This window comes from Streptococcus sp. KHUD_010 (assembly GCF_040207525.1).
GTDB classification, from domain to species: domain Bacteria; phylum Bacillota; class Bacilli; order Lactobacillales; family Streptococcaceae; genus Streptococcus; species Streptococcus hominis.
In genome coordinates this window covers 621,312-634,258 of record NZ_CP157941.1, presented here as the reverse complement: position 1 = coordinate 634,258, position 12,947 = coordinate 621,312, and the positions used below count along the sequence as shown (strand labels likewise).

The 12,947-nt window shown below is 39.0% G+C and carries 12 protein-coding genes and 3 pseudogenes; 3 read left to right on the top strand and 12 right to left on the bottom strand.

What is annotated here, in order from left to right; all coding sequences use genetic code 11:
* Window positions 1-39: 39 nt before the first annotated feature.
* Entirely contained in the window at window positions 40-594 is a 555-nt protein-coding gene (locus ABKA15_RS03140; RefSeq protein WP_186832665.1) for a TetR/AcrR family transcriptional regulator, read from the top strand.
* A gap of 188 nt (window positions 595-782) precedes the next feature.
* Here the strand turns inward: ABKA15_RS03140 and thrS are convergent, their stop codons facing one another.
* From thrS to ABKA15_RS03115, 5 genes and pseudogenes are all read right to left on the bottom strand, one after another.
* Window positions 783-2,735: a threonine--tRNA ligase gene (gene thrS / locus ABKA15_RS03135; RefSeq protein ID WP_186832666.1), complete on the bottom strand. Its 1,953-nt coding sequence runs from the start codon at window positions 2,733-2,735 to the stop codon at window positions 783-785.
* Window positions 2,728-3,369 (bottom strand): ATPase AAA, encoded by a 642-nt coding sequence (locus ABKA15_RS03130; protein WP_049514426.1) that lies wholly within the window; start codon window positions 3,367-3,369, stop codon window positions 2,728-2,730. Before ABKA15_RS03130 ends, thrS begins: the two co-directional genes overlap by 8 nt.
* 42 nt (window positions 3,370-3,411) lie before the next feature.
* Window positions 3,412-3,536: pseudogene (locus ABKA15_RS03125) on the bottom strand (AAA family ATPase); the annotation flags it as partial.
* Between the two features lie 262 nt (window positions 3,537-3,798).
* Window positions 3,799-5,184: a Fe-S cluster assembly protein SufB gene (gene sufB, locus ABKA15_RS03120; RefSeq protein WP_049514368.1), complete on the bottom strand. Its 1,386-nt coding sequence runs from the start codon at window positions 5,182-5,184 to the stop codon at window positions 3,799-3,801.
* Window positions 5,185-5,316: 132 nt separating this feature from the next.
* Window positions 5,317-5,760: a flavodoxin gene (locus tag ABKA15_RS03115; RefSeq protein WP_003030007.1), complete on the bottom strand. Its 444-nt coding sequence runs from the start codon at window positions 5,758-5,760 to the stop codon at window positions 5,317-5,319.
* Window positions 5,761-5,911: 151 nt separating this feature from the next.
* On the opposite strand from ABKA15_RS03115, the gene ABKA15_RS03110 reads away from it, so the two are divergent.
* The gene (locus tag ABKA15_RS03110) at window positions 5,912-6,850 is read left to right on the top strand and encodes a bifunctional oligoribonuclease/PAP phosphatase NrnA (RefSeq protein WP_049514369.1); all 939 of its coding nucleotides are present in this window, start codon (window positions 5,912-5,914) and stop codon (window positions 6,848-6,850) included.
* A gap of 102 nt (window positions 6,851-6,952) precedes the next feature.
* Window positions 6,953-7,198 carry a type B 50S ribosomal protein L31 gene (locus ABKA15_RS03105; RefSeq protein ID WP_003023866.1) on the top strand — a complete coding sequence of 82 codons (246 nt, stop codon included), beginning with the start codon at window positions 6,953-6,955 and terminating at the stop codon, window positions 7,196-7,198.
* Between the two features lie 129 nt (window positions 7,199-7,327).
* Here the strand turns inward: ABKA15_RS03105 and ABKA15_RS03100 are convergent, their stop codons facing one another.
* The 7 genes and pseudogenes from ABKA15_RS03100 to ABKA15_RS03070 all read right to left on the bottom strand — a co-directional run bounded on the left by ABKA15_RS03100 (window position 7,328) and on the right by ABKA15_RS03070 (window position 12,944).
* Complete coding sequence (locus tag ABKA15_RS03100) at window positions 7,328-7,618, bottom strand: AraC family ligand binding domain-containing protein (protein WP_049514370.1); 291 nt, start codon at window positions 7,616-7,618, stop codon at window positions 7,328-7,330.
* 25 nt (window positions 7,619-7,643) lie between these two features.
* Window positions 7,644-8,261, bottom strand: a pseudogene (gene ldcB, locus ABKA15_RS03095) (LD-carboxypeptidase LdcB/DacB); the annotation flags it as partial.
* 186 nt (window positions 8,262-8,447) lie between these two features.
* Window positions 8,448-9,412 (bottom strand): annotated as a pseudogene (locus tag ABKA15_RS03090) (zinc-binding dehydrogenase).
* Between the two features lie 11 nt (window positions 9,413-9,423).
* A complete protein-coding gene (locus ABKA15_RS03085) occupies window positions 9,424-10,143 on the bottom strand; it encodes an ABC transporter ATP-binding protein (RefSeq protein WP_049514372.1) in 720 nt (239 codons plus the stop codon).
* Window positions 10,140-11,672, bottom strand: coding sequence for a glycine betaine ABC transporter substrate-binding protein (locus ABKA15_RS03080; protein WP_049514373.1), 1,533 nt, complete (start codon window positions 11,670-11,672; stop codon window positions 10,140-10,142). Before ABKA15_RS03080 ends, ABKA15_RS03085 begins: the two co-directional genes overlap by 4 nt.
* Entirely contained in the window at window positions 11,669-12,121 is a 453-nt protein-coding gene (locus ABKA15_RS03075) for a MarR family transcriptional regulator (protein ID WP_049514374.1), read from the bottom strand. Before ABKA15_RS03075 ends, ABKA15_RS03080 begins: the two co-directional genes overlap by 4 nt.
* A 241-nt stretch (window positions 12,122-12,362) precedes the next feature.
* On the bottom strand, window positions 12,363-12,944 hold the full coding sequence (locus tag ABKA15_RS03070) for a uracil-DNA glycosylase family protein (protein WP_049514375.1): 582 nt from the start codon (window positions 12,942-12,944) through the stop codon (window positions 12,363-12,365).
* Window positions 12,945-12,947 lie beyond the last annotated feature (3 nt).

Below are 12,947 nucleotides of genomic sequence, written 5' to 3'. Positions count from 1 at the left end.
ATCATCAATTATCAACAGAGTGTTCATTTAAGGAGTGTTATGGTACAAAATCGACAAACAGCAACCAAGCAGCATATCAGAGAAGCCCTCATTCAGCTCTTGTTAGAAGAAAAATTTGAAACAATTTCCGTTAGTAAACTCTGTCAACGAGCAGGTATCAACCGTGGAACTTTCTACCTTCATTATCTTGATAAATTCGACCTAATTGAAACACTAAAAGAAGAAATTATTTCCCAATTACGTAAAAATTTTGAAGAAACTACAAACACACATGACCTAACCATTACCAATCTAAGCTATCTCCAACAAAACCATGACCTAATTTATGCTGTTTCTCAAAGTCATTACCTCAATTTCCGTGAAACAATCCGTGAATTTATGCTTAGTATTTTAACGAACGATCAGCACAAAGTTCAAACCGAACACTTTTTAAAAGAAAATTTCCCCATTTCTGAAAAATATGCACTTGAAGTTTTTCTATCTAGCATAGAGGGCATTATCTCACTCTGGATTTCAAGCGGCACTAAAGAAACGCCTGAAGAAATGACGAATATGATTTTACAAACCTTTGATTACGATGCTTGGCGATTGTAAACTAAAAAACTCTATTTCTATAAAAGGGATTTCCTCAATTAGAAATAGAGTTTTTGATATACATTTTTTCTAAAGCTCAAAAATTGAAAGGTTGTAAAATGAGACGACAGCATACAGGATATGATGTTCTATTGCATATCTTTATAACCAGTCATGTCATCATTGCAACCTATCATCTACTTTTTAGCTTAGTTTTCACTATCATCTGAGCGTGATTTTCTAGCAATATCAGCCAAAATATGGTCTACAAATTCTGCAACTGTTTCTGTATGCGTTTGTTTGCTGCCATAACGACGAACATTCACCGTACCGTCTGCTTGTTCCTTGTCCCCTACAATCAATTGATAAGGAACTTTGTGGGTTTGACTTTGACGAATCTTGTATTGCATTTTTTCATTGCGTTCATCAACATCCACGCGGACACCACGATTGCGCAGTTCTTTCGCCACTTTCCAAGCATAGTCAGCATGTGCTTCATTAGAAATCGGAATGACTGTCACTTGATGAGGAGCAAGCCAAGTTGGGAAAGCACCTTTGTATGTTTCAATCAAGTAAGCAATAAAGCGCTCCATAGTAGACACAATACCACGGTGAATCATGACTGGACGATGCTCTTCACCGTCTGCTCCGACATAATGAAGGTCGAAACGTTCTGGTAGCAAGAAGTCCAATTGAATAGTGGAAAGGGTTTCTTCATTTCCAAGAGCCGTTTTTACTTGGACATCCAATTTAGGACCGTAGAAAGCAGCTTCGCCTTCTGCCTCAAAGTAGTCCAAACCTAAGTCATCCATTGCTCCTTTTAACATGCGTTGAGCATTTTCCCACATTTCATCATTATCAAAATATTTATGCTTGTCATTCGGGTCACGATAAGACAGACGGAAACGATAATCTGTAATGTTGAAGTCTTTGTAAACGTCAATCATCAAATCCAGCACATGTTTAAATTCTTCTTGAATTTGCTCTGGCATGACAAATAAGTGAGAATCATTCAGCGTCATTTCACGAACACGTTGAAGTCCTGAGAGCGCACCTGATTTTTCAAAACGATGCATCATACCAAGTTCCGCAATACGAATTGGCAGCTCACGATAAGAATGCACATGGTTTTTATAGACCTCAATATGGTGTGGGCAATTCATCGGACGAAGAACAAATTGTTCACCGTCTCCCATATCCATTGGCGGGAACATATCTTCTTGGTAATGTTCCCAGTGACCAGAAGTCTTGTATAAATCCACACTTGCAAGCGGTGGCGTATACACGTGTTGGTAACCATCATTAACCTCACGGTCTGTAATATAGCGCTCTACAATACGACGAATAGTCGCACCATCTGGAAGCCAGAATGGAAGTCCTTGTCCAACTTCAGGAGAAATCATGAAAAGATCCAACTCTTTACCGAGCTTACGGTGGTCACGTTCCTTCGCTTCTTCACGCATTTGGAGATAGTTTTTTAGGTCTTTCTTATCAAACCAAGCTGTTCCATAGATCCGTTGCATCATAGCATTGTCACTGTTTCCACGCCAGTATGCACCCGCTACATTTAACAAATGGAAAATTTGAATACGCCCAGTTGACGGTACATGAGGTCCACGACAGAGATCCACATATTCTCCTTGACGGTAGATTGTCAAACCACCTTCGTCTTCTGAATGCTCCTCAATCAATTCCAACTTGTAAGGATCATTCTTGAAAATTTCTCGTGCCTGATCTTTTGTCACTTCTTCGCGAATTGACGGGAAATTCTCCTTGACAATCTTCTTCATTTCTTCTTCGATACGAGGCAAATCTTCGTTGGAAATCTGACCAGCAGCATTGTCCGTATCATAGTAAAATCCGTCCTGAATAGCTGGACCAACTCCCAAGTGAATGTCTGGGAAAAGACGACGAGCAGCTTGGGCAAAGAGGTGAGCAGCAGAGTGACGCAAGATAGGCAGGGCGTCTTCGTGGTCAGGTGTCACAATTTCGATGCTACCGTCTTCTGTGATAGGACGAGTGGTATCGATGAGTTTGCCGTTGAATTTACCAGCCAATGCTTTCTTTGCCAAGGAATTGCTGATAGACTGAGCAATATCAAATGTTGTGCTGCCGCTTTCGTATTCACGAACAGCGCCGTCTGGGAAAGTAATATTAATCATAGTTTTCTCCTTTAATATCTATTCTATTTATATTGGACAATTTTAAAAGCCGAGCAACCTCTTCCACAGTCTGCTTTTCTGATTGACTACCATCTGCTATGAGGCTAGGATAGCCTAATTCCATCGCTTCCTTCCGAACCATTTGGGCAAAAAGAATGTCTCGCTGCATCCAGTTTTCAAAAGCTTGCTCAGGATTGGATGTTCCCTCTAAGACATAAGAAACCCATTCTCTCTGTTTATAATGCTTTTTCTGAAAATCAGCTGTCGGAGTCAAGCATAGATAGGAAACCGCTGGTTCTTCAAGACTTTTTATCAGGTGAGGCAGAAGCCCTGCTCCCTCCACCAAGAGGGCTTTGTCTTGATCTTTTATCAAGCAAGATTTCACATAAGGAAAAATCTCTTCATAAAAGCGCCATTCTTCATCTGCCATCTCTTCTGGATTTCTCATCCAGATTTGTTCCGGATTTCTGTCCTGTCTAAGAAGGCAAATCGGTCGTGAGTCTACACTTGCTTGACTCATCATCTCGTCTACCAAATCATCCAGCTTGATATGAAGCAAATCGTACTTCCGAGCAAGAAGGGAAGCGAGCGTTGATTTCCCGCTGCAGGGTGATCCGCCAATCATATAGAGCATAACTTTTTCTCCCTTCAACAAAATAAAAAAAACGACATCCCGAAAAGGACGTCGCAACGTGGTTCCACCTTCATTCATGTACAACAAAAAAGTTTGTTGACACCTCTGATTGGCTCTAACGTAGCCACCGTTTTATATTTGCATAAAAACAAATCGAGTAGTCCCAGCTACATCCTCTGCGTGATTCCCAGCTCCACACGCTCTCTGAAAGATTTCCTGTAGGTGATATGTCTCTAAAAAGTATTATAACACGATTGGAAAAATTTGCAAGCCCTATGATTAAAATGTATTGTGTTTTGGAACCATTCGAAACAACACAGCAAGTTAAAATAAGGCTTTGTCCGTACTCAACTTAAAAAGTGGCACCGATTCGGTGCTTTTTTCTTTCTCTTGTTTCAACAAAAAACAGCCTCACGACTGTTTTTACTTTTATCCTACAGAGCCTTCCATACTCATATTGATGAGCTGATTGAGCTCCACTGCGTATTCCATTGGAAGTTCTTTGATGATCGGTTCCATGAAACCATTGATAATCATGGCGGTTGCTTCTTCTTCGCTAATACCACGGCTCATGAGGTAATAAAGCTGATCCTCTGAAACCTTAGAAACCTTAGCTTCGTGTTCAAGTGCAACATTTGAATTGTGAATTTCATTAAATGGAATCGTATCCGAGCTGGATTCATCATCCATGAGAATCGTATCACACTCAATGTGAGACTTTGAACCAGCGCTGTTCTTGCCAAAACGGACTTGACCGCGGTAATCTGTCTTACCACCGTCTTTTGCAACAGACTTGGAAATCAATGTGCTAGAAGTCTTCGGCGCATTGTGATAGACTTTACAGCCTGCATCCAAATGCTGACCATAATTAGCAAAAGACATGGAAAGGACCGAAGTTCTTGCATTACGTCCATTCAAAATGCTACAAGGGTATTTCATGTTGACCTTGCTGCCCAGATTTCCGTCAATCCATTCCAAAGTACCGCCTTCTTCAACCGTTCCACGCTCTGTCACCAGATTATAAACATTGTCTGACCAGTTTTGAATAGTTGTATAGCGGAAAAAAGCATCTTTTTTAACAATAATTTCCACATTTGCAGCATGAAGACTATTGGTCGTATAAGTCGGCGCTGTACAGCCCTCAATGTATTGAATAGAGCCACCCTCTTCTACGATAATGAGCGAGCGTTCAAACTGACCGGCATTCTCTCCATTAATACGGAAATAGGTCTGAACTGGCACCTGACATTGAACATTTTTAGGAACATAGATAAATGTACCACCTGACCAAACAGCACTATTTAAAGCGGAAAATTTATGTTCTGCATTAGAAATGACTGTTCCAAAGTATTTTTTGACCAAATCCGGATATTCTTGTACTGCCGTGTCGGTATCGGTAAAAATAATGCCTTGCTTGGCAAATTCTTCTTTCATATTGTGATAGACCACTTCAGATTCATACTGAGCAACAGCCCCTGACAAAAATTGACGTTCCGCCTCAGGAATACCTAAACGGTCAAAGGTTTTCTTGATTTCGTCTGGTACCTCATCCCAACTTCTAGCCCGATCCCCACTTAATTTTTGATAATAGACAATATCATCAAATCGTATGCCGGACAAATCTGGTCCAAAATCAGGCATGGGCAATTTATGGAATAATTCTAAAGAACGCAAGCGATAATCCAACATCCATTGTGGCTCATTTTTAATTTCAGAAATTTCACGAACAACCTCTTCTGTCAGACCTTTGCCTGTTGAGAACAAAGGTTTCACATCGTCATGAAATCCAAAGGCATAATCTCGTTCTTTCGTCATCTTATTCCTCCCATTGATACAAATTCTCTTCTCTTATTATACTATTCTATATTAGAAATGTCAGAATATATGCCTAAAATCGAATAAATTAAGCTAAAAAGGCTAGGAAAAGTTCCCAGCCTTCTTACATGATTACCGTACTTTTTCGGCTAATGCTTCAGCGAATTTCTCCAGATTTTCAATATCTTCATCTTCTGCTGATAGATCGACTTTGACATTTTCAGCACCTTTTTCAGCACCTGTCGCTGCAAAAGCGCGATCAAAGTCATCTACTGCCTTACAAAACTCATCATAGAATGTATCACCTGACCCGACAACACCATAAATCTTTCCAGTCAAGTCAAGACTAGCTAAATCTTCATAAAAATCAACAATTTCATCAGGCAACTCGCCGTCACCGTATGTATAAGAAGCAACGATTGCAATATCTGCTTCTAGAAATTCCTCTGCATCAACCGTTGTGCATTCATCAATATCTACTTCTAAACCAAGTTCTTTTAATTTATCAGCTACAATATCTGCGATTTCCTCTGTATTTCCTGTCATACTCGCAAATACAATTTTTGCTAAAGCCATAATTTCCTCCAAAAAATTCTATCAGTTTATTATAACACATTGAACAAATTGTTGCACTTCAAATCTCTTAAAGTTCCCTACTTTTCCCTTTTACTTTTTAAAATAATTATCTTATGATACAATGAATAAAAGGTAGAGCGGAGGTTATCATATGGAAATTTTCAAGCAAATTTTACATAAAATTAAAGAATATGATACAATCATCATCCATCGTCACATGCGACCCGATCCTGATGCATTAGGAAGTCAAGTCGGTTTGAAAAAATTACTTCAAGTCAATTTCCCTGAGAAAAAGATTAAAGTAGCAGGAAAGACTGAACCTACTCTTGCTTGGCTGGCTAAAATGGATGATGTTTCAGATGATGATTACAAGAATGCTTTAGTTATTGTTTGTGATACAGCAAATACTGCTCGGATTGATGACGAACGGTACAGCAAAGGAGATTTTCTCATCAAAATCGATCATCATCCAAACGATGACATTTACGGGGGTATTTCTTGGGTAGATACTAGCTCTAGTAGTGCTAGTGAGCTAATTGCTCTCTTTGCATTGGAAAATAAACTAAAACTAGATGATTATTCTGCTAAGTTACTTTATGCTGGAATCGTTGGTGATACTGGGCGTTTCCTATATCCTGCTACAACCGCCCGAACTATGGCTATCGCCAGCAAACTTCGCGAATATCCTTTTGACTTTGCTGCTTTAGCGCGGAAAATGGACTCTTTCAGCTATCAAATCGCTAAACTTCAAGGCTATGTTTATGACCATTTAGAAGTCGATGGAAATGGTGCAGCACGTGTCATTTTAACTCAGGAACTTCTCAAAGCCAATCATTTAACAGATGCTGACACTTCTGCTATCGTTTCAGCTCCAGGGCGTATTGACAGCGTTGAATTATGGGGAATTTTTGTTGAGCAAGAAAATGGCAATTATCGCGTTCGGCTAAGGAGTAAATTTATCCCGATTAATGAAGTAGCTAAAAAACACGACGGAGGCGGTCATCCTCTTGCCAGTGGTGCCAATGCTTACTCCAAAGAAGAAATCGAAGAAGTTTATCAAGAATTGAAAGAATTGGCAAAAAGGAAATAATTTGGTAGAAAAGACTTGTCAAATCCTCTAGAATTTGGTAAACTATCAAAGTAACGAATCTATGGCTCGCAGAGAGACCATGGCAGAAAGGAAATTTTAAAAATGAGAAAAGACATTCATCCTGAATACCGTCCCGTTGTCTTTATGGATACTTCAACTGGCTACAAATTCCTTAGTGGTTCTACTAAGTATTCTAGCGAAACTGTTGAATGGGAAGATGGAAACACTTATCCTTTGATTCGTGTAGAAATTTCATCAGACTCACATCCATTCTATACTGGACGTCAAAAATTCACTCAAGCAGATGGACGTGTGGATCGTTTCAACAAAAAATACGGTCTCAAATAAAAATCGTATTTACATTACAAAAATGTTGATAATAAGCCTTTTCCAATTTTGGGAAAGGTTTTTTTATATAATCAAAAAAACTTGGAATCTACGACAGTATGACTTCCAAGTTTTTACCTTTTTTCACATTCAGTATTTTAATTGTTGAATAACCAATACATGGCTATCTTTTACACCATATAAACTATGAAGTTCATTTGGTTCCATGGTTAAAAAACTTCCGGGAACAAGTTGAACTGTTTGACCAGATGATGTAAAATCAACCTTTCCTTCTAGACAGACAACAGTCACCAAAGCATCAGTCTTGTGTTCGGGAATTATTTTTCCTTCTCCTAAGTGAAGGTGACGGATGATGCGGCTAGTTTCTTCAACAGGTGTTTCCACGACATCAATAGTAGGGTTCATTGTGTAGATTTTCATGTGTATTGTCTCCTTGTGTTCAACTTTAATCCTTATAATCTCCCCCGGAAAAGCCGAAATACTCTTCTAAAGATAGTCCTGAATCCGCAATCGCTTTTGCTTCTTTCCCAACATAACGCAGATGCCATTGTTCTGGCATATATCCAGTTTTGTCTTCTTTCCCATTTAGATAGCGCACGACAAATCCATATTCGGCTGCATGTTTCAAAAGCCATTGGCTCGCCTTTTCTTCGGTTACTAGATTTCCGTCTGTGCCAATCAAGTCAAATGCCAAGCCCGTTTGATGTTCACTATAGCCAGGTCGGGCAGAATAACGATCTGCTGCTTCTTTCCCGTCTTGATTGACATAATTTTGATAAAGAGTAACCTGCGTTTGGTAACTACGAAAACCGCTATATTGATGACTGATAGGATAGCCTTTGCGCTGCATAGCAGCAATCAACTCCAGCAATTTTTCTTTAGCAGTAGGATTTTCACCAGGATTGTAATCTGAAGATAATGGATAATGTTTATTTGCGATGACAATTTCATCGTATTTTCCTTTTACACTATAGTAAGAACCATTATAATGAACTTTTGTTTTTTTCTTTGCTGGCTCAGAGGACGCAACTTTTGCAGACGCTGCTTCTCCTTCTTGTTTCGTTTCCACATTCGTTTTCTTTCCCCCACAAGCTGTCAAAAGAAACAAACTCGCTACTAATAAAATCCCAATCCTTTTTTTCATCTGTATCGCCTCATTTATAGAATTTTCTAATTTTCATTATAGGCGTAGATATACTGTATGTCAATTCAAAAAAGCATGCATTTGCACACTTTTCATTTTTTCTAGTTAATCATTTAAGACGACCACTTTCCCAAATCCCGCTTGACTTTCGATATAAGAATGGGCTGCTGGGATTTGCTCTAACGAAAAGATTCGTTGAGGAGATACATTTATTTGGTAAGCATCAATATAACTAAAAAGTTCATCAATAAGCTACTGGCTCACATTGCCTGAATAAAAACTCGTCAAAAAACTATTATTTTTTATTTCTACGATTGGGTCAAACTCCTCTACATACCATTTGCCACCTAATTGCCCAGTATTACAGATAATTCCTGCACTTTGAATATGGTCAAATGAATTTTTTAGAGTAGCCGGACCGACTAATTCAAGGATTTTATCAAACTTTTCCTCGGTTTGCAAAACTCCTTTTTCATCTAAAATAATCTCATCAAAGCCTTGTTGTTGAAGCAAATCTTTTTTTGCGAGAGAACGAACTGCACCAACTACACGATTCTGTGGGAATTGCGCCTTTACCAATTTTAAGAAAGCTAATCCAACACCACTTGTCGCAGCTCGGACTAGGATTGAATCTCCTTCTTTTATCTGCAGATTTTTGAAAGAGCCAAAAGCGGTATAATAGGTCTCCGGTACCGCCGCTAACTCAGACCAAGGTAATTGGCTATCTACGGGATAAATCTGCTCATTTGGAAGTAGAGCATATTCAGCATAAGAACCGTCAAAAGCACGTCCCATTTCACCCATGATAGAGACAATTTTTTGTCCAATTTGTAAATCTCTCCTTGTCGTTTCAACTACTTGTCCTACACACTCAATCCCTAAAATACGAGGGAATTGAACAGTTGGAGATAAACCTTTTCGAGTGACAATTTCTGAATGATTGATACCAAAACCCTTGGCTTTGACTAAGGTCATCCTTCTTTTACATTCGGGATTTCTCGTTCTTCTAGAACAAATTTTTCTGGACCACCAGAATCATAAATCACCATGGCTTTCATTTTTTGATTCATAGAACTTCTCTTTAACTAGCTAATTCGAGCAATTTTCTTACAAATTCATTAGCTGGCTGTTGTTTGATTTCCTCTGGCGTGCCATATTGCTGGATTTCTCCCTTATCTAAAACGAGGATTTTCGTACCTAGTTTCAAAGCTTCTGCTATATCGTGTGTGATAAATACAACTGTAATTCCGGTTTCTTCATGCAAGGATTTCAACTCATGCTGCAGTTGATAGCGCGTAATAGCATCCACTGCTCCAAAAGGCTCATCCATTAGCAAAATATTAGGAGTTGCAGCTAATGCACGTGCAATCCCCACTCGTTGCGCCTGTCCGCCAGAAAGAGCTGCTGGATAGCGATTTTTTAGTTGGGCATCCAAACCAAGCATAGCTAACTTTTTATTGATAATCTTCTCTATTTCTGCCTGATTTTTCTTTTGCAAATTCAAGACATAAGCGATATTCTCGGCAACTGTCAAATGCGGAAAAAGCCCATTTCCTTGAATCGAATAACCGATGTTTCGTCGCAATTCAATCAAATCCGTGTCCTGAACATCTTGACCATTGATAAGGATTTGCCCTTGATTCGGCTTGACCAAACCATTTATCATCTTTAACAATGTCGTTTTGCCTGAGCCAGAAGTCCCCACAACTGTCAGAAAAGTGCCGTCTTCAATCTTTAGATTTAGATTTTTGATAATGTCTTGATTTCCATATGACTTGCTGACATTTTTATATTCAATCATTTCTTCAAAATTCCTTTCTCTATAAGATAGTCACGAGCAACTTTAGCAGGCTCTTCTTTGTCATTTTCTACTTTATGATTTAGTTCTGCCATTTTACTATCCGTTAAAATACCGTCTAATTTCGCTAATGCCTTTTTCAATTGTGGGTATTTTTTAAGAGTGGCTTCTCGAACAACTGTTCCTGCCCGATAAGAAGGATAGATTTTTTTATCATCTTTCAAAACCACTAGATTGGCACCATAAAGCTGTCCATCTGTGGTAAAAATATCAATCGCATCAACTTTTCCGGATTTAATAGCCTGATATTTCAATCCACTATCCATATCCACTTGAGATTTGAACTTCATACCATAGGTAGATTGCAAACGTGCAAAACCGTCTTCACGACCAAAGAAGTCATACTCTGCACCAAAAGTTAAATTAGGACTAACTTTGGCTAAATCACTAAAGGTTTTAATATTGTATTTTTCTGCTACATCCTTGCGAACGGCTAAGCCATATGTGTTATTAAAGCCAAATGTATTTGCCCATGTAAGTTGATATTTCTTGCGGTATTGACTTTCAAGCGTCTTAAATTGACTTTCATCATACGAGCCTGATTTTTTGAGAATAACTTCCCAGATTGTACCGGTGTATTCAGCATAAATATCAAATTCACCTTTAACCATTGCTGGATGAATATTTGAGGTACCACCACCAACACCTTTGGTCATTTTGACCTTCAGATTGGTGTATTCTTCAATAACTTGCTTTTGCATTTCCCCTAAGATATAGTTTTCTGTCTGTGGCTTGGTCGCAATTTTGACCGTTCCACCCATTGGATTCATTTGCAAAAATGCGATAATTCCTGCCATCAAAAGAACTATAGAGCTGAAAACAGCTAACCATTTTTTAGATACTTTTTTATGACGTAAGATTGATTTTTCAACCAAAGAAAGGAGAAAATCAAAGACCAATGCCAACAAAGCTACTAAAATACTTCCGACCAAGGTCAAGGTTTGATTATTAGTGGTAATCCCACGGTAGATTGCAACCCCCAGACCGCCAGCACCGACGAAAGAGGCAATCCCAGCTAGCGCAATGGTCATCGTCACCATATTGCGAAAACCAGACATCATGACCGGAAAGGCAAGTGGCAACTGAACCTTGGTTAAAATCTGCTTGCGAGTAGAACCCATTCCTTCTGCTGCTTCAACGAGAAGCGGATCAACACCTGTAATACCTGTATAAGTGCTCCGTACCATAGGTAAAAGTGCATACAAGGTTAAAGCTACAATTGCTGTTTTGTTACCAATTCCTGTAATTGAAATCAAAATCCCTAAAAGGGCAATGGAGGGGATTGTATAAAGAATATTCACTATTCCGATAACGACACCAGCCCAGCTTTTTTTGAAACTGATGAAAATTCCAAGCCTAACTCCCAAAATTAAAGCAAGCAAGATAGACAAGCCCGATATCCAGACATGATCCCACACCAGACTAAATAGAAACTGCCATTGATTGGTCACTAATTTAATGAACTCGTTCATGCTTCATCCTTTCTTGGCTTGGTTAAATTTGCCACGATACGCTCCAAATAAGTCTCAAATTCATCAATTTCTAGGTCAGAAAATCCGCTGTAAAAGATTTCAATTATTTCCTTAGAAATCGCATTATACTCATCTTGCAGACCTTTGGCATAGCCCGTCAAACAAATCATCTTTTTTCGCTTATCTTTTTCATGAGAGCACCGCTCCACAAGTTTCATGCTAATCATTCGGTCAATCATTTTAGTAAGAGTATTCAGTGTCAAGCCGGTCTGCTCTGACAGTTCCGTTTGACTTTGATAATCTTTTTGCCAAAGCGCGTGCAAAATGCGTCCCTGTTCTCCATTAAAAGCTTGAATCCCGCGTTCTAACAAAATGTGATTCATCAGTCGATTGGACAAACGATGAATTTTCCCGATGTAAAACCCACCATTGATTACTTTTTTACTCATTTTTCTTCTTTCTAAAATATACGATATAGAAGTTTGCGCTTATTCTACTATATAGAACATTTTTTGTCAAAGATTTTGTTTAAAAAAAGAAGCTGGGGTAAAAGTGCCTAGCTTCTATTATTTATGCGTTACGCTTGCAAAGCGCAGCGGTTTGGAGAAATTCATTAGGCGCTTCCGTACTAATGAACCACTGTGGAGCAACAAAATCAAAAACTTTTAAATGATTAACTTTTGTTCCACACTATGAAATAATCTTTTGTACTCGTTCCCTTAAATCAGGAATTACGGTTTCTGCAAACCAAGGATTCTTAGCCATCCAAATTTGATTTCGCGGTGAGGGGTGGACAAGCGGGAAAAATTCTGGCAAGTAGTCTTGATAATGTTTTACCGTATCAGTTAGTTTTACAGTTCCTTTTTGATGAAGGTAGTATTTTTGAGCATACTGACCAATGAGAATCGTCAATTCAAGATCCGGCAGCAACTCTAAAATCGGCTGATGCCATTTTTCAGCAAAGCCCTTGCGAGGCGGTAAATCGCCTGATTTTCCATGACCTGGGAAATAAAAGTCCATTGGAATCGCAGCAAAATAGCCTGAATGATAAAAGGTATCATAATCGACACCCATCCATTCACGCAAGCGATCACCACTCTTATCATTCCAGTACAAGCGTGTTTCCTGCGCTTTGATGCCCGGTGCTTGACCGACAATATTGATACGTGCCGTTTTAGGTGCTGCAAAAAGTGGCTCAATTCCTCGCTTTGTATATGCTTGATTTTGTGAATCAGCCATAATAGCTTTCTTAATGTCTTCTAGCGTTTCCATTTC